This is a genomic window from Streptomyces sp. LARHCF249, assembly GCF_052871255.1.
The window spans coordinates 198,172-214,019 of the sequence record NZ_JBIXJQ010000001.1; the positions used below are offsets into that span (position 1 = coordinate 198,172).

General features: G+C 69.3%; 18 protein-coding genes and 3 pseudogenes. 14 read left to right on the plus strand and 7 right to left on the minus strand.

Annotation, left to right across the window (positions count from 1 at the left end; all coding sequences use genetic code 11):
* Nucleotides 1–85: 85 nt before the first annotated feature.
* Nucleotides 86–1,537: a nucleobase:cation symporter-2 family protein gene (locus tag ACIPUC_RS00990; RefSeq protein WP_446586056.1), complete on the plus strand. Its 1,452-nt coding sequence runs from the start codon at nucleotides 86–88 to the stop codon at nucleotides 1,535–1,537.
* Between the two features lie 122 nt (nucleotides 1,538–1,659).
* On the opposite strand, the gene ACIPUC_RS00995 is transcribed toward ACIPUC_RS00990, so the two are convergent.
* Both ACIPUC_RS00995 and ACIPUC_RS01000 read right to left on the minus strand, forming a co-directional pair.
* Entirely contained in the window at nucleotides 1,660–2,061 is a 402-nt protein-coding gene (locus tag ACIPUC_RS00995) for a hypothetical protein (RefSeq protein ID WP_446586057.1), read from the minus strand.
* A 637-nt stretch (nucleotides 2,062–2,698) separates the two neighbouring features.
* Nucleotides 2,699–3,331 (minus strand): hypothetical protein, encoded by a 633-nt coding sequence (locus tag ACIPUC_RS01000; RefSeq protein WP_446586058.1) that lies wholly within the window; start codon nucleotides 3,329–3,331, stop codon nucleotides 2,699–2,701.
* Between the two features lie 616 nt (nucleotides 3,332–3,947).
* Here ACIPUC_RS01000 and ACIPUC_RS01005 point away from each other — a divergent pair.
* The 3 genes from ACIPUC_RS01005 (at nucleotide 3,948) to ACIPUC_RS01015 (ending at nucleotide 5,909) form a co-directional block, all read left to right on the plus strand.
* The gene (locus tag ACIPUC_RS01005; protein ID WP_446586059.1) at nucleotides 3,948–4,598 is read left to right on the plus strand and encodes a hypothetical protein; all 651 of its coding nucleotides are present in this window, start codon (nucleotides 3,948–3,950) and stop codon (nucleotides 4,596–4,598) included.
* Between the two features lie 508 nt (nucleotides 4,599–5,106).
* Entirely contained in the window at nucleotides 5,107–5,412 is a 306-nt protein-coding gene (locus ACIPUC_RS01010) for a hypothetical protein (protein ID WP_446586060.1), read from the plus strand.
* Between the two features lie 38 nt (nucleotides 5,413–5,450).
* Entirely contained in the window at nucleotides 5,451–5,909 is a 459-nt protein-coding gene (locus ACIPUC_RS01015; RefSeq protein WP_446586061.1) for an LIC_13387 family protein, read from the plus strand.
* Between the two features lie 47 nt (nucleotides 5,910–5,956).
* On the opposite strand, the gene ACIPUC_RS01020 is transcribed toward ACIPUC_RS01015, so the two are convergent.
* Nucleotides 5,957–6,214, minus strand: a complete 258-nt coding sequence (locus tag ACIPUC_RS01020) for a hypothetical protein (protein WP_446586796.1) — start codon at nucleotides 6,212–6,214, stop codon at nucleotides 5,957–5,959.
* On the opposite strand from ACIPUC_RS01020, the pseudogene ACIPUC_RS01025 reads away from it, so the two are divergent.
* Nucleotides 6,159–6,386: pseudogene (locus ACIPUC_RS01025) on the plus strand (hypothetical protein); the annotation flags it as partial. The gene ACIPUC_RS01020 and the pseudogene ACIPUC_RS01025 sit on opposite strands and share 56 nt — an antisense overlap.
* A gap of 204 nt (nucleotides 6,387–6,590) precedes the next feature.
* On the opposite strand, the gene ACIPUC_RS01030 reads toward ACIPUC_RS01025, so the two are convergent.
* Nucleotides 6,591–7,184 carry an isochorismatase family protein gene (locus ACIPUC_RS01030; protein WP_446586062.1) on the minus strand — a complete coding sequence of 198 codons (594 nt, stop codon included), beginning with the start codon at nucleotides 7,182–7,184 and terminating at the stop codon, nucleotides 6,591–6,593.
* A gap of 470 nt (nucleotides 7,185–7,654) precedes the next feature.
* Entirely contained in the window at nucleotides 7,655–8,341 is a 687-nt protein-coding gene (locus ACIPUC_RS01035) for an EF-hand domain-containing protein (RefSeq protein ID WP_446586063.1), read from the minus strand.
* Nucleotides 8,342–8,542: 201 nt separating this feature from the next.
* Here ACIPUC_RS01035 and ACIPUC_RS01040 point away from each other — a divergent pair, with 201 nt between their 5' ends.
* From ACIPUC_RS01040 to ACIPUC_RS01075, 8 genes and pseudogenes are all read left to right on the plus strand, one after another.
* Complete coding sequence (locus ACIPUC_RS01040) at nucleotides 8,543–8,737, plus strand: hypothetical protein (protein WP_446586064.1); 195 nt, start codon at nucleotides 8,543–8,545, stop codon at nucleotides 8,735–8,737.
* A 426-nt stretch (nucleotides 8,738–9,163) separates the two neighbouring features.
* A complete protein-coding gene (locus tag ACIPUC_RS01045) occupies nucleotides 9,164–9,733 on the plus strand; it encodes a hypothetical protein (protein WP_446586065.1) in 570 nt (189 codons plus the stop codon).
* A gap of 206 nt (nucleotides 9,734–9,939) precedes the next feature.
* Nucleotides 9,940–10,524 (plus strand): dihydrofolate reductase family protein, encoded by a 585-nt coding sequence (locus ACIPUC_RS01050; protein ID WP_446586066.1) that lies wholly within the window; start codon nucleotides 9,940–9,942, stop codon nucleotides 10,522–10,524.
* On the plus strand, nucleotides 10,521–10,970 hold the full coding sequence (locus ACIPUC_RS01055; RefSeq protein WP_446586067.1) for a VOC family protein: 450 nt from the start codon (nucleotides 10,521–10,523) through the stop codon (nucleotides 10,968–10,970). The genes ACIPUC_RS01050 and ACIPUC_RS01055 overlap by 4 nt, the downstream gene beginning before the upstream one ends.
* A 244-nt stretch (nucleotides 10,971–11,214) precedes the next feature.
* Nucleotides 11,215–11,784: a DUF6434 domain-containing protein gene (locus ACIPUC_RS01060; protein WP_446586068.1), complete on the plus strand. Its 570-nt coding sequence runs from the start codon at nucleotides 11,215–11,217 to the stop codon at nucleotides 11,782–11,784.
* Between the two features lie 371 nt (nucleotides 11,785–12,155).
* Nucleotides 12,156–12,896 (plus strand): class I SAM-dependent DNA methyltransferase, encoded by a 741-nt coding sequence (locus ACIPUC_RS01065; RefSeq protein ID WP_446586069.1) that lies wholly within the window; start codon nucleotides 12,156–12,158, stop codon nucleotides 12,894–12,896.
* Nucleotides 12,830–13,793 (plus strand): annotated as a pseudogene (locus ACIPUC_RS01070) (ArsR/SmtB family transcription factor); the annotation flags it as partial. The gene ACIPUC_RS01065 and the pseudogene ACIPUC_RS01070, both read left to right, overlap by 67 nt.
* A gap of 101 nt (nucleotides 13,794–13,894) precedes the next feature.
* A pseudogene (locus ACIPUC_RS01075) lies at nucleotides 13,895–13,995 on the plus strand (IS5/IS1182 family transposase); the annotation flags it as partial.
* Between the two features lie 77 nt (nucleotides 13,996–14,072).
* Here the strand turns inward: ACIPUC_RS01075 and ACIPUC_RS01080 are convergent.
* Nucleotides 14,073–14,423, minus strand: coding sequence for a winged helix-turn-helix transcriptional regulator (locus tag ACIPUC_RS01080; RefSeq protein WP_446586070.1), 351 nt, complete (start codon nucleotides 14,421–14,423; stop codon nucleotides 14,073–14,075).
* Nucleotides 14,424–14,503: 80 nt separating this feature from the next.
* On the opposite strand from ACIPUC_RS01080, the gene ACIPUC_RS01085 reads away from it, so the two are divergent.
* Nucleotides 14,504–15,163, plus strand: coding sequence for an NADPH-dependent F420 reductase (locus tag ACIPUC_RS01085; RefSeq protein ID WP_446586071.1), 660 nt, complete (start codon nucleotides 14,504–14,506; stop codon nucleotides 15,161–15,163).
* A gap of 51 nt (nucleotides 15,164–15,214) precedes the next feature.
* Here the strand turns inward: ACIPUC_RS01085 and ACIPUC_RS01090 are convergent, their stop codons facing one another.
* Nucleotides 15,215–15,796 carry a dihydrofolate reductase family protein gene (locus ACIPUC_RS01090; RefSeq protein WP_155342472.1) on the minus strand — a complete coding sequence of 194 codons (582 nt, stop codon included), beginning with the start codon at nucleotides 15,794–15,796 and terminating at the stop codon, nucleotides 15,215–15,217.
* Nucleotides 15,797–15,848 lie beyond the last annotated feature (52 nt).

The following is a 15,848-nucleotide window of genomic DNA, read 5'->3' on the forward strand; positions in this document are numbered from 1 at the left end:
TCCGGCTCGTCCGGCCGTGCTTCGCTCTCAACCGTCCCCGCCGTGCGCCGGCCGGGCGGTCGGTCTCTCGGAGGGACTTGTCCCCATGCGCGCCCCCACCCTCTTCACGCAGGACCGCTCCACCCCGCCCGCCCCCGCCCATCCCGCGGACGAAGTACTGCCGATGAGGCGGATGTTCCCCGCCGCCCTGCAGCACGTGGCCAGCATGTACGCAGGCCTCGCGGCGCCTCCGCTGATCATCGGCGGCGCGCTCGGCCTGACCCCGGCGCAGCTCACCGTTCTGCTGGCCGCGAGCCTGGTCGTTGCGGGCCTGGCCACCGTCGCCCAGACACTGCGCTTCTGGGGGGTCGGGGCGGCGCTGCCCGTCACCAATGGCGTCTCGTTCGCCGTGGTTTCCCCTGTCCTGGCCGCTTCCGTGTCACGGGGTCAGGACACGCTGCCCCTGGTGTTCGGCGCGAGCCTCGTCGCCGGGGCCGTCTGCTTCCTCCTGGCGCCGGCCTTCTGCCGGCTCCTGCGCTTCTTCCCGCCCGTCGTCAGCGGTTCCGTCATCACGCTGGTCGGCCTCTCGCTGCTGCCGGTGGCCGGGCAGTGGGCCCGGGGCGGCGATCCCGCCTCCTCCGGCTTCGGCTCACCGTCCAACCTCGCGCTCGCCGCCGGAACCCTCGCCTTCACCCTCCTCCTCCACCGCCTCCTCAGCGGACGTTTCCTGCAACGGGTGGCGATCCTGCTCGGGCTCATCGCCGGCACGGCCGCCGCGGTGCCGATGGGCAAGGTCGACTTCCACCGCCTCTCCCAGGCACCGCTGTTCGCGCTCCCCGAGCCGTTCGCCTTCGGCGCCCCGCAGTTCGAGGCGCCGGTCATCGCTACCATGCTCGTCGTCATGCTCGTCTCCATGACGGAGTCCACCGCATCCCTGATCGCGGTGGGATCGGTCGTCGACAGGCCGGTCGACGACCGCGTCATCGCGGGCAGCCTGCGCGCCCAGGGGCTGGGCACCGCACTCGGCGGCGCCCTGGGAGCCTTCGTGAGCTGCGCCTACGCGCAGAACGTCGGATTGGTAGCGATCAGCCGCATCCGCAGCCGGTACGCAGTCACCCTGTGCGGAGCGATCCTGGTCCTCATGGGCCTCGTGCCGGCCCTGGGCTCGCTGGTCGCGCTCGTGCCGCTGCCCGTGCTCGGCGGCGCGGCAGTCGTCTTCTTCGGCTCGATCACCGTCGCCGGAATCCGCACCCTCGCCAAGGCCTCCCTGGCCACCGGGCACAACGGCATCATCGTCTCCGTCGCCCTCGCCTTCGGCCTCATCCCCGTCGCATCCGCCGACTTCTACGACCAGCTCCCCGCGCCCGTCACCATGGTGCTGGGATCGGGCATCACGGCCGGATGCCTCGTCGCCGTCCTCCTCAACCTGCTCCTGAACCACTTCGGACGCGGCAGCGAGGCCAACGAGAGCCACATCCCCACCGCACACGTCAATGCCTTCGACAGCATCGACACCCAGACACACATCCCCCCGCGCTCCGCCCGGCAACGCCGATGAATCAGGGCATGCCGCGCGACATGGATGCGGGCCAGGAAACCCGCCTGTCGGCCCTGGTGGAAGGGGATCCTTCCCGGCCTTCGCCGCTGCCCGGACGACGCCGGCCTCTCCCCCGAATCCCTTCAGCTCAGCAGAGGATTGCCCTCGAGGTTCGCTTCCCCGCACGGCCAGGCGCCCTCGGCCAGGGGGCCCAGCGGTGTACGGAAAACCAGGACCTCGTTGTCCAGGGAGACGACGACGCTGCCTTCGCTCAGCAGGAGCGCACGACCAATGACCGCTCGGCTGTCGTCCATGGCGAACAGTTCGTGTCCGGCGAGGTCCGTGTCCACGGCAAGCAGCTTGCCGTCTCGCCAGAACACCGCGGTCCCCTCGCAGTCCATCGCGGGGTAGGACGTGTAGTAGCCCGTCAGCGCCGGCCCGTCCACGAGGGTGTTGTCCGGTACGAGCCGCCGGAAGCGTGATCTCGAAGGCAGGCGATTTTCGAGCTCGGGGCCGCTGGCACTGCCGTTCTTGTCGACGAGCATGGCCCCGTGGCTGGCCCAGCGCCCGGCTTCGGCGCCGTCCCGGCCGAAGCGGCCGGTCGTGAACGCGCAAGCCGGCCGTCGCCATCCGGGTAGGCGAGCCACAGCGTGCCGTCCGCGGACAGCCGGGATTGCGGCCTGCCTGTCCCGGGGTAGGTCCGCTGCCACGCCACCTTGCCTGAAAGGTCGACCCTCGTGATGACAGTCGCCAGTGGATTCGTACCGTGGCCGGTCACAGTCAACGGCCCGGAGGGATCTGACGTGGCCACGGCCACGGCCCAAACCTGGCCCGGCAGGGTGAGACGCGATGAGAGGGTCATGCGTCCGCATCTTGCCGCATGCCTCGTCCGCAGCGGTTGGGCCCTCTGCAGCGCTCGTCTCGGCCAACTGGAAGGCTTTGACCGCTCTTCCGTGACGCCTGCGGCTGAAGGAGGACGCGGACTCTGAGCAGAGCGAATGGGGCTCGACCGTACATCTGCCGCTGGCGCCCGGCGATGTTCTGCTCCAGGAGCCGGGTCGCGGACGCGATGCCCTTCGGCTCGTGAGCGGCGAAGAGGCAGGGGGTGCTGTAGTTCTCCGAGTCCACAGAGATAGACGGCGGCGGCCGCCACCGAAACTCATCGGGGCGGCCGGGCCTGCTTCACGACCGCTGTCCGGGCCCGATGACCCTGAGTCCCACCTGCTCGGCGAGCCAGTGCGCGTACGGCTCCCTCATCTGGCGGCCGTCGAAGCTGGCGCTGCGGACGTGGACAAGGACGGTGTGGTCGTCGGCCGGCTCGTCGAGGTGACGTGTGGAAGTGTTGAAGAGGAGCGTCACCTCGGCGTGCTTGGACTCGCCGTGAAAGCCCACCTCGGGCGCGTCCGGCCACCACAGCCCCTCCCAGTTGATCTCGCCCGTGTTCGGACCGACCGCCGCCATGAAGGCGTCCTCGATGCTGCCCACCGGCAGTTCGAGCAGCCCGTACTCCACTGGCAGCCGTCCTTCGTACGCGGCCGGGTCGGCCGGCAGACCGGGCCCCTGGACGCCGACGACCAGCACGGGCTGGTCCTCCAGCGGCACCCCGTCGAACTCTCCGTACGTCTCCTGCCCGCGGAACCACCCTTCGGGCAGTTCCTTCGCCACTCGCCGCACCTCGGCGAGGGAAGGGAGCTCTGCGTATACGGAGACCTCGGAGTACTCGCAGCGGCCGAACTCCATGAGACGGCGCGCGGTGCTCAGGGCGAGTGCAGGGTCGGGGGTACGGAACACGGGATAGGCGATGTCGTTGGACATGCCTCGACTGTGCCACGGTCCGTCATCGCAGGTCATCGCATTTACGACACGGTCGTACGCGCGCGTACGCCCGTCAGGTGAACGCCCAGAAGGATGACGGGGCGTCTTCGCCTTCCTCGTCAACGTCCGCGCCTGCCCATTGCGTCGGCGCATGCATGCGCAGGCCGCCAGTGGCCGTGCCGTGGATGCCGCGCCAGCCCCGGTGCCACGCCCCGCTTCTACAGCCCAGCGGAGCAACTGATCCGATGCAGCGAGCGTGACTCGCTCGCCTCGGCCCGTGTCGATGAGGACATGCGGCGGCTCGCGGAGGAACAGCAGCTCGCCGAGCTCGAAGACGAAGACGGATACCACTAAATGGCGCCGGGACACTGTCGGCCGGTTCACGGCCCTGGCCCTCCAGTTCGACCGCCACGGCAACGGACCTGGCGCGCCGAACAGTGCCAGCTCACTACGATCACGTCCGCCGTCCGCCGCCCGGTGAGCGAGGTCGTTACGCCATTCGGGGCCGCCGACAAGGAGGGCAGGCTAGCGGAGATCCGTCCACGGCCCGGGGCAAGACCTGCAGGTAGCGGCGTCTACGCTCTCCTCCATGCGATTCCCCGTGATTCTTATAGGCGTGGCCACAGTGACCCTGCTCAGTGCCGGCTGTAGCTCCGCCGAGACCGCCCAGGGCGGTGCCGCAAACGCGGCGAAGGCTTTGCCGGTGGCCATCACCGGTCCGCAGCCGGACGTGTACATGCGCGGCGGTGATGCTCTCCGGGTCACCCCGCTCCCTGAAGTCGGCGCTCCCTTCGTGCAGAAGGTGGAGCACGCTCTGCGTGAGGACGTGCTCAGCAGCGCCAAGGTCGCAGGTGAGACCAGCGCCAAGTGCCCTGCCGGCGTGACCCAGAAGGCCGGCGCGGTCAGCCAGTGCGTGGTCACCTATGCGGGGGCCGAGATCCCTTACGAGGTCAAGATCAGCGACAGCTACAAAGCCGGCAGCAGCGTCATCTCCTACACCAAGGAACCCAAGCAGGGCCTGCTGGTCGGCAAGCTCGTCTATCAAATGATCAACGAGAACTACGGCTCGGAGTCCGGCCGCTCGGACGCCAGCAAGCTCGCGTGCGACGAACTCCCCGCCGCCAAGGCATTCGACTTCGGCGCTGACACCGGCTTCAAGTGCCATTACTGGGGCGAGCACGCCAACAAGGGCGAGCCCGGCTTCACGACCCTGCAGATCAAGATCGGCACCAAGGGCTACGCCTACAGTTTCGAGGAAGTCAAGTAACCACCCAGCACTGGCGTGGTCCTGGCGTCCACCCGCCGGGGCCTGGCCGAGCTCCTCGGCCGCACAGGAGCTTTCCCCCCGCCCTGACGGGCCGCGGCCGCACCCCATCCGGGCGGTGAGCGAACGCAGTTCGCGCCGGCGTGCGTCGGCGGCAGACTGCTGCCTTGATCGCGGGGTGCGGCAGTAAAGGCGATTCGCCTCAGGGACATGGCGGTGACGCACCGTCAGCCAGCGGCTCCGCCCCGGCGAAGGCGGGTTCGGGCGGCAGCCTGGACGTCGGGGCGGTGACGAAGGAGATAGAGGCCGCCGCCACGGCAGCCGGGTTCACCGCGAGGCAGCCCGCGGACCAGGGCCGGGCGGATGGGACGGATGTGGACAGCTCTGGGGCGGCCCGGTGGAACTGCCCCATGCAACACCGGGCACCGGGCCTCACCCACGCACGCCATATCGGCGCAGGCTGAACCCGGCACCAGCGCCACGGCCGGCCCCGAACCGCCGCATCAGGACGATGGCCGCCGTTCTGACCGCGCGTACGCCCTCTTCGGCCTCGCGCGCGGGTGGTGACGGGCGAGCCTCGGCAAGCAGCCACCAGATCGTCAGGGCCTACCGCCGGATGGCGCCGTACGTGCGCCACGACTACGGCAACGATCTGTTCGGCGAACCCGCCGGGGAGCACAAGCAGACAGTCCAGAAGTACGGCGCCGACGAACAGGACGGAGCCGTTCTCCAGGACGACGACCTGCAGCCGCCCCCAACCCAGCACCAATGCGCCTCTACATGTGTAGAGTGCGGGCAACAACCTCTACTGGTGTAGAGGGCGGCCTCATTCGACTTCAAGGAGCCACGGTGAGCGTGACCGTCACACCCGTCCTCGAGCGCAAGCCCCAACCCAAGCCGCTGCGACCCTTCAGAGTCGGGGCCGGCGGCTTCCTCCTGCTGGGCACCGGCCACCTCGCCCTTGCGGCCGCGACGGCGCTGGGCGACCCCACCCCCCAGCAGCAAGCCTCCTCGGCAGCCATGCGGGAGTCGAGCATGACCCTGCTCGGTCTGGAACGCAGCACCCTCGACATCGTCCAGGGCATGAGCCTCGTCATGGCCCTGTTCGTCATCGCGTGCGGGCTCCTCGCCCTCACCGCCGTCCGGCACGCCCCGGCACTGGTCGAACGGCGCACCGCCTTCGGATGGATCCCCCTCGGCGCCTCACTGGTGGGCCTGGCGATATCCGTCCTGCTCCTGCCCATGCCGCCGATCGTCATCCTCGCCGTCACCAGCTGCGCCTTCGCCCTGTCCTTGCGCCGGGCGACACCCTGATCCGGTCCCGGCGGGGCATGCGGCGCACACCCCGCCGCACGGCCCGGCTACCCCACCGCACCGGCCGGCCGGCCGGCCAACCAGGTGCACCAGCCGATGCTCAGACGGTCGCCAACTGCGGGAATCAGGCGCAGGGCGTTGTCGTGGTAGATCCCCTGTACTTGCTTCGGCCTGAAGGCCGGGGCGGCGTCGAGGGCGGGGAGCGCCAGCTCCGTGACGGTGTCGGCGGGTACAGCAGGCCAGTCGGTGACGTACGGGCCGCGGCTGTCCGAGCTCGGGCTCTCGGAGGCGATCGAGCGGGGCATCCTCGCCGGGTTCGAGATCGACGTGCTGGAGATCCGCAACCCTCCCCCGGCCTCGGGGAGCCGGAGGAGGCGCGGCGGGGCCGGCCGCTTGGCGCTGCCGCAGACGGCGCTCCTGGAACACGCCGCAGCGTCAACCTGCGTATGGTCATATCGTTCCACCAGAAGGTTGATCCACTGCCGCGCGCGGCAGTGGAGGCGGCTCCCTACCAGGCACGGCGCGAGCCGATCCTGGAAGACGCCAGCCCCGCGCGCCCCGCCCCGAAGGATCGAGGCACCCCGGGCAGGGGCGTGTACCCGCCAGCCCGACGAGCTCTCGAAGAACCGGTTCCGCGAGTGTGGACCGCCACCGGGTGAGGGCGTTGCCCTGCCTGCTGGGCTACCTCGGCGCCGGTGCCTTGCCGGACATCTCGATGCCTGCCTGGCGGAAGTCGTCCAGAGTGGAGGCAATGGTGTCGGGGGCGACACCGACCGTGTAGTCCAGGCGTACCCGGGTCCCGAATCCAGCCGCAGCAGCGTCCAGAGCGGTGGCACGCACGCAGTGGTCGGTTGCGATGCCCACCACGTCCACATCCCGCACCCCGCGTGCGCGCAGCCAGTCCGCGAGGGAGGTGCCTTCGGCGTCCGCGCCTTCGAAGCCGCTCTTGGACGCGCTGTGGGCGCCCTTGAAGAAGACGGCGTGGACCTTGCCGCCGGCGGCTGCGGGGGCGAAGTTCGGGTGGAATTCTCCGCCTTCGTCTCCGGCGACGCAGTGGACGGGGAAGCTGTCCTTGAAGTCTGGGTTCGAGGAGAAATGGCTGCCCGGGTCGATGTGGTGGTCGCGGGTGGCCACGACGTACTGGTAGTGACCGTCCGCGCTCCGCTCCACCAGCTCGGCGATCGCGGTGGCGATCTGCGCGCCTCCCGCGACGGGAACACTGCCTCCTTCGCAGAAGTCCTTCTGCACATCCACGACGATCAAGCCTCGGCTCATCACGAACACCCCTCAGGACGACGGAACGACCCCCGTCTTCTACCGGCCTTCTCACCTCCGCCGCAGACATAGCGGGCTGCGCTCACCCACACAGCCGCAGGCATTCACCGCAGGAACGATTCGCACTGTCGATGCAGTCAGAGGCCAAGTGCGGTGCGCAGTCGGGGCCAGGGCTTCCGTCGCGCCGGTAGCGGCAGCCACACCTGCGAGGAAGCCCTCGGCTGTCTCTACGTCCCAAAGCGGACGGGGCGTGGCGCGCCCATACCGCGGCCGTGGATCAGATCGTCCCTCGATAGCTGCCCGGCGGCTGCGAACCAGGTCGGGGAATCGGTTTGGACCAGGGAGCCGCGCCGGTTCTGCAGGAGCATCCGGCCGCCCGGGCTGGCGGAAGTGGCCCGTACGGCCGGTTCGAACGGACATGAACAGCCGTCTCAATTCAAACCGGTCCGTCTGGGCGACAGGCTTGCTTGCTATGCCGGGTCCAGCGGTCCGAGCAGCCACACACCGGTGGAGGTCGGCTCCTCGTTGAAGTAGAACTCACGGATTGCCCGGAGCATGTCGTCCCGGCTGATCAGCCCGTCGGCGTCCCGGTCGAGGCGGCCGAAGACCTCGCGAGCGTCCGCTTCAGGCAGCCCCATCAGCGCGCCGGACCAGCGAACCTGTTCATCCCGGGTCAGTTTCCCGTCGCCGTCCTCGTCCGCGATGTCCATCAGCGCATCGAGGAACGGCATGTACCCGGCGTCGAAGGAAGCGGGCGTGACCAGCAACCCGGCGGCGAACGCCGCCTGGTACTCGGCGAGGCTGATGCGTCCATCAACGTCGGTGTCCGCGGCCCGTGACAAGTGCTGCCACAGACCGTCGCTCAGCTCCCGCATGCGCCTGAGCGCGAGGGCTTCAGGTGCGAGCTGGAAAGCGGTGGCGAGGCGGTCGCAGGCCGACTCAAAGTCGGCGCGGTCGATATAGCCGTCACGGTTGGTGTCGAAGGTGTCGAAGCGGCGGGCGAGCTTGCGCTGCAGGAACGGCGAGATGTCCATGCCCGACACCCTGCCTGCCAGAACGGCGCCTGAGAAGCCACTGACGGCCGACAGAACCCGTACGAGGCGCCAGATCGAAACTCGGCTACAACAGATAAGGCGCTCATCCGTCAGATAGAGCACGCGGTCACGGAACCGGGCTGTCCCGAGTACCCCGCCCTGTGGCGTGCCGAGCGCGCCCGGGCCAAGTTGTGTGATCACCGGGATCAAGGGCCCTCGGGTCCCACGCGTGGGTACTCACTCCTTCGGGGGCGCGCCGGTAGACCGAGCGGCGTCGAGGCTGTGAAACGTTCGGCGTAACTCGTGATCCAGGAAGAGGCGCCCATGCGACGAACCGCGTCCATCATCGTCATGACCTGCACTGCTCTGGCGCTCACCGTCATCGGTGCGACGCCCTCCATGGCAGACCCAGAGCCGATCTCGGAGGCGGACTGCCACGCCAAGAACGGTGTGGTAGATGACATCCAAGGCATCTACTACTGCGTAGCCGTCCACGGCGTCATCGAGGGGGCCGAGTAAGAGAAACGGCCCTCGCAACCGGCACGCCACGCAGGGGGAACCGGCGTCTGCGGGCGCGCATCGTAGTCACCGGACCCGAGCCGTGCAGAATTCGGATGCACCAGACACCAGCTCCGCTGCACTGGGGCGCGCGGCATCGGGTCAGCCGTCGGACGTGCCGCTCGTGCGGGCGATGCCCTCCATGGCCCTCGTCCTGCTTGCGCTGGTGCTGCTGGACGTCGAGCTCGTCCCGCAGCGCGCGCAGCTTCTCCGGGTCGTCCGCGACGTCCGGGGCAGCGACATCGCGGCGTCGTCCCTCCGGGGGCGGTCGACTCCCGGACGTCGGAGGTACGACAGCGAGCGCCGCACCGATCACGGGCTCGGGAACCGTTCCCCCGGATCCTGCGTGAAGTCTTGATGGTGTAGTCGGCTGATGGAGGGAATCTGATGAAAACGCAGGCGATGGTGAGCGCGGCGGTATCGGCCTGCGTGGTGCTGGCGGCGTGCGCGTGCGGTCCGGAGAAAGCGGAGGAGGACGCGGCCGCGAAGCCTTCGCAGCAGCCGCCCGCGTCCGCGTCGGCGCAAGAGCCGTCGGCCGCGCCGTCCGCGTCCGCCGGCACCGAGAAGCCGTCGGCCGCCCCTACCGGGAACCAGCCCGCGCCCATGACGAAAGAGCGCGCGATCCAACGGTACGAGCAGTACCTCCACGGCCTTGGGCGTGAGGACATCGGCACGGTCTGCGAAGTGGCCGGGCCGGGCGCGAAGAAGGCACAGGACCAGGGATTCGGCCCGTGCACCTCGACGTACGTCATCGTGTTCCAGATGATCTCACCCGAGCAGAAGAAGGCCCTGCAAACCGCGACGGTCGATCCGCAGCGCGTCGTCGTGCGCACCCTCGACAAGATCGAGATGCCGCTTGAAGCGGTCAGGTCCTCCGCCACCTTCACCGAGAGTGACCTCGGCAGCTACACCCTGGAGTACCTCAAGAACGACTATTACATCACCGACGGAAAGTGACCTGCCGTACGCGAAGCCGCCTAGCGGTTGGGTCAGCACGGTCATCGATCGGTGTCGTGAGGAACAACTGATCGGCTGCTCTCGGCTTACGCCACGTCAGGCCGATGAGTTTGCCTGCTGCCTGAAGTCTTCCCCTGTGACCTTCCCGCCCCTACTGGGCGGGAAGCGGAGCATCCCCTTGTCATGGCGGAGAGATGGAGGCCAGAATGAGCAATCCGATTCGGCTGTATATGTCCATGTCGCTCGACGGCTATATCGCTGGTCCGGACGATCGACCGGGCCAGGAGCTCGGACGTGCCGGTGGACGTCTCTTCAACTGGCTCGACGACCGGAATTCCGACGGTCCCAGCGGACAGGTCTATCGCGAAGCGCTGGCGACCGGCGCGGTGATCTCCGGCCGTCGGACCTTCGAACTCGCCGGGCGTTGGCAGGGCGACCATCACGACGGTGTGCCGATCTTCGTCCTCACCCACCATGTCGATGACGGGGACGTGCCACCCGGCCACGCGCGATTCGTCACCGACGTCGAGGACTGCGCCCGTCAGGCTCGCGCGGCCGCCGGGGACCGGCCGGTCATGGTCCATGGGGCGGGCGCGGCCCAAGCGCTCCTGCGAGCCGGGCACATCGACGAGATGGAGATCCACCTGGTTCCGGTCCTCCTCGGGGCCGGCCGACGACTGTTCGACCACCTCGGTGGCGATCACATCGAACTCCACCTCGTCCGACGGCTCGAGGACCGAGACGTCACGCACCTCCGCTACCGGGTACGTCGGCCCGAGGAGGCCGCGTGAAAACGCTCTTCGTCGCCTACCGCGTCACCGACCTGGACCGCTCGCTCGACTTCTACACCGCCTTGGGTTACGCCGAGCTGGGCAGGGTCAACGGCGGTGACGGGAGTCGCCTCGTGATCCTCAAGTTCCCCGGCGAACCGGCCGCCTCGCTCGAACTGGTCCACCACCCCGTCGGCGGACGCGTCGACGTGGGCAACGGTGTCGACTACCTCGCAATCCAGGTGGACACACTGGCCGCCGCCCTGGAGCGGCTGACCGACGCCGGCCTTGAGCCGGGACCTGTCCAATATCCGGGCGGCCCTCGCGGCCCGAAGACGTCGTGGCTCACCGACCCCGATGGCTACCGGATCGAGTTGGTGGAGTGGCCGCCCGGACACCCAGACGGCATCACCGCCGCGGACTTCTCCAGATCCACGCCGACCGGCCGCGGGGCCGGCGCCGAGTGAGCGAGGGAGAAGACGCAGATGGAGCTGACGGTGTCGCGTCCAGCGATCGTGTGCCGCCTGTGCCCGGGCCGGAAAACCGACCCCAATGGCCCGCCGCCTGTTCCTGCTGCGCCGGGCCGCGCTCGCCGACCGCCGCGCCTACGCCACCGAGCTTGAGCACCTGCGCGACGGTGCCACCGTCACCCACGTCGAGTAGCCCTCGACCACGCCGAGGCGGGCGTACCTCCCCTCCTATCATGGGGACATGAGTTCGAATGCGGGTGCTGAGACGAGACCAGAGCTGAGTGCGGCGTTGAGCGGGGACGAGTTGTCCCGCTGGTACTGGACGCTGGCCGAGCTGACCGTGCTTGCCCGCGAGCTCGGTGTGCCGCGGGGCGGTGGGAAGGCGGCACTGACGGAGCGGCTACGGGCCGCATTGGACGGCGTCGCCCCGACGGCCGCGCCGCCCCGCACGCGCAGCGCCGGCCGCCAGCTCGCCGCGCCGGTGAACGGCCTCACCGTGATTCCCGAGGGCCAGCGGTGCAGTCAGGTGCTGCGCGAGTACTTCCGCCGCGAGATCGGCCAGGGCTTCCACTTCGACGCCTACATGCGGACATTCGTAGCCGAAGGTGCAGGGCGCACCCTGGCCGATGCCATCGCCCACTGGCACGCCACGCGCCAGGCCGCTGCCCAGCTTCAGGAGATCGGCTCGCAGTTCGAGCTCAACCGCTTTCTGCGTGACTGGTATGCCGAGCATCCGGCTGGCAGCCGTACCGAAGCGCTTGCCGCCTGGCGCGCTCAGCGCGACCGGCCTCGTCGCCCGGCCGCGGGGTGACCGGTCCACAGCTATGTCTGGGCGCCGAGTGCCTGGGAATCGGATCCCCGCCCATCTGGCAGCCGCGTAGGTCAGAACCGCACCACCTGGCAACCGGAATGCGACAGGACATTCAAGGTGGTTGGATCACTTCGAGACTGATGAACCCGGGGTGCTGGGTCGCGTGGCCGAAGCCATGTGAAGTCGACGGCGGGCTGTGGGCGGTGCACGCTGCGCCGAGGAGAACGACCGCACCACTGCCGTGACCGTGCGTTCCGAGCCGAGCGGTGCCCTGAAAGGTCTGTACCGGCCCGCCCCGAACCGTGTGATCGGAGCCGGTGGAAGGTAAATGCGTCGACAGCGTCCCTCGGTACCCGGCAAAGTGGCCGCCCGTGACGAGCAGCGAACTGTGGACCCGTGCGACCGCCGACCGCTACGACGCCGAGGAGAGCGAGCTGTCCTCGGCCGCCGTTCTCGGACCGACTCTCGCCTTCCTCACCGAGCTCGCCGGAGACGGGCGGGCACTGGAGTTCGCCATCGGGACCGGACGAGTGGGCGTCCCGCTCCGGGAACGCGGCGTGCCGGTAGTGGGCATCGAACTGTCCGAGCACATGGCAGCGGTGCTGCGGCGCAAGATCGACGAGGACACGCTCCCGGTAGCCATCGGGGACATGGCCACCACCGTCGTCCCCGGCAAGTTCACCCTGGTCTATCTCGTCTACAACACCATCACGAACCTGCTCACGCAGGACGAGCAGGTCGAGTGCTTCCGCAACGCCGCACGGCATCTGGAGCCCGGCGGCAGGTTCGTCATCGAGTTGGGCGTGCCGCCGCTGCGGTTCCTGCCGCCCGGCCAGGTCGCGGTGCCGTTCGACGTCTCTGAGCAGCATCTCGGCTTCGACACCTTCGACCTCGTCGAGCAGATTCTCGTCTCGCACCACTTCACCCGCGACGGCGACGACGGCCGCTACCGCCGCGGCAACTCCCGGCACCGCTACGCCTGGCCGGCAGAGCTCGACCTGATGGCACGGATCGCTGGGCTCGGGCTGGAACGTCGCGTCGCGGACTGGGACGGGGCGCCGTTCACCCAGGACTCAGCGAAGCACATTTCTGTGTGGCGCAAGCCAACCTGAGGTCGGGCCACCGGGCGGTCTTGGATCCCTCTTCAGCGCCCGACGTGGGAGCCGTCGACGGCCGCCCGGGAGAAGTCCAGGGCGTTCGCGGCGTGGTCGGGGCCGCGCTCGGCCGCAGGTGGAACGCGACCTTCCGCACCCCGACGCCCGTGGGCGGTGGTCTCACCTTCGCCGAGGAAGTGGCGCAGGTGCGCGGCACCGCGCCCGCCGCCGTCCTCGCCGATCTGGCGGAGTCGTCGAGCGGCCCGCTGCCGACGCTGCTGCACCGGCGACGACCTGGCGCAGCGGGCCGCGGATCTCCTGGACTGGGTGTGGACGCAGGCCGTCCGGCCCTCGTGGCCGCGCCGCAGGCGGATCATCGAGGCGGACATCGTCGCCCGCACCGCCCGGCTGGGCCTGCACGGCTGGGCCACCGCTCTGAACGAGATGCGTCCGGGCATGCGTTGGCTCGGGGAGGACCGCCTCCAGATCACCGCCTGTGACAGCCCGCCGATGGAACTCTCCGGTGTGGAGCTAATGTTCGTCCCGGTCACCCTGGACCAGAGCTGGATCTGCTGGGACGTGGCGCCCGGCGGCGGACCGCGCACACGGCCCGCCCGGCGGTACGCGGTCGTCTACCCGTGCTCGGGGGTCCTGGTCGGCGACGACCGCCGCCCGGCGCCGAAGGCCCTGGCCGCACTGGTGGGCCCCGCCCGGGCGAAACTCCTCACACTGCTCGATACGCCGAAGACCACCACCCAGCTGGTGGCCCTCACGGGGCTGCCCCTGGGTTCGGTGGGCCGGCACCTGCGCATTCTGCGCGAGGCCCGCCTGACCGGGCGCCGGCGCGCCGGCCGTTCTGTCCTCTACTACCGCACCGCGGCCGGTCAGGTCCTGGTGACGGCGCACCTCTCCGGGCCCGGCGCCCTGGAACACCAGTCGATCCGGATGCCGCTTGCGACCGGGATGCCGAAGCCGGCGCTCCACCTTCGGCAGAAAGGGCTCGATCACTGCCCACAATTACCTGGGAGCACCTGCCGCAGGAGCTGGGGGTCGGCTCAAGCATGACTGCTGGCGGCGCCTGGCGGAGTGGACCGAGGCTGGTGTGTGGCCCCGGCTGTGCCTTGGCTGATGTGCTGGCGCCGCTTGAACTCATCGCGATGAAAGCGTGTCAGAGCGGAGGCGCGGGCTGAAAATTCACCCGCTGTTTCGGTCCTGGGCGGCCATGACCTCATCGCCGTGCTCGAAAGCCCAGGCGCCGAATGCGTCGATCGGGCCGAGCAACGTCCTTCCCAGAGCGGTGAGTTCGTACTCGACACGGGGCGGTGCTTCGGCATAGGCGTGTCGTTCCACCAGACCGTTGAACTCCAGCCGCCGCAGCGTCTCGGTCAAGACCTTGGGGCTGATGCCGCCGATGCGCTCACAGAGTTCGCCGGGACGCCTGGGACCGTCCCGCAGGGCCCAGAGCAGTACGGCGTTCCAGGTATTGGAGAGAAGGTCGAAGGCGAGGCGGGCGCGGCAGTCGGCGAGATACGGGTCGGTCGTCACGTACCAAATGGTGCCTGACGGGTTTCCTAGTGTCGTCCCGGAAGCGGTTGAAGCAAGCAAGCGCGGAGAGGGGTGGATCGATGAAGATCGGTGTGCTGGGGACGGGGAACATGGCGGATGCACTGGCCACGCACTGGGTGCGGGCCGGGCACGAGGTGTTGGTCGGAGGCCGGGACGAGCGGAAGGCCCAACGGCTTGCGACACGCATCCGGGGCGGTGCGGGGCACGGGAGTCTGCACGCGGCGGCGCGCTTCGGTGAGGTGGTGTTGGCCGCGCTGCCGTACGGCGCGGGGGCGGACGTCGTCAACGAGCTCCAGGCGGCGCTGAGCGGGAAAGTCCTGCTCGACTGTGCCAATCCGGTCGGGCCCGGCTTCCGGCTGCTGACGGAAGGCGGCCCGTCGGCGGCGGGCCGCCTCGCCGCGGCGGCACCGGGTGCGCAGGTCGTCAAGGCGTTCAACCTCTGTCACGAAGACGTGTGGCGGATGACCCCGCCGGTCTTCGACGGTCAGCCCCTCGCAGTTCCGGTCTGCGGGGACGACGAGGCAGCGCTCACACGGGTGTACGAGCTGGTGCGGGATGTGGGCTGCGAGCCGGTGGCCGGAGGCGGGCTGGAACGCGCCGGACTGCTGGAAGCGACCGCCGCGCTGTTCATCGGACTGTGGGTTGCGGAGCAAGTTGACGTACGGGCGATCGCGCCGCCGTTGGCATACGCGACAGGCCCAAGTGCCGAGAGCGCGTGAGGCGGACCGCTGCGTGACCGAGTCCCCGGCAAGAAGGGCGAGGGCGCCCGGTCAACGGCGCACCCGATAGCGCAGGTGAAGCACCCGGTTGCCCTGAATCACCACGTCCGGATCCTCCAACAGGTGCTGCGCGTGGACCGACCCGAAGTAGCGCTTGCCGGACCCGAACACGACCGGTACGACGTCCATGCGCACCTCGTCGATCAGGCCCGCGGCAAGCACCTGGCCACCGACGTCGCCAGCGGCGACCTCGACCATGCGGTCACCCGCAAGCTCCTGCGCCTTGGCCACGGCTGCCTCGACGCCGTCGACGAAGTGAAACGGCGCCTCGGGGTCCCAGCCCTCGGGCATCGGCCGGTGCGACACGACGACCACGTGGTCGATCCCGCCCGGCGGCTTCCCGTCCCAGCCGTCCGTCAGGTCGAAGACGTGGCGGCCGACGATCGTGACTCCGATCTGGTCCCAGTACGGCCGGGTGTAGTCGTAGGACGTCTGCGACACCTTCAGCTCGCCGCTCTCGTCCAACGGGACGTCACCGCTGGACAACCAGTCGAACAGCGGTCCGGGCTGGTCATTCTCGTCCGCGACGAAGCCGTCCACCGACACCGAGCTGTACATGACCACCTTGCCCACGGGGCTCTCCTCTGCTTCGGGTGCCCCAAGTTAGCGTGTCGTGAGCTGTCGC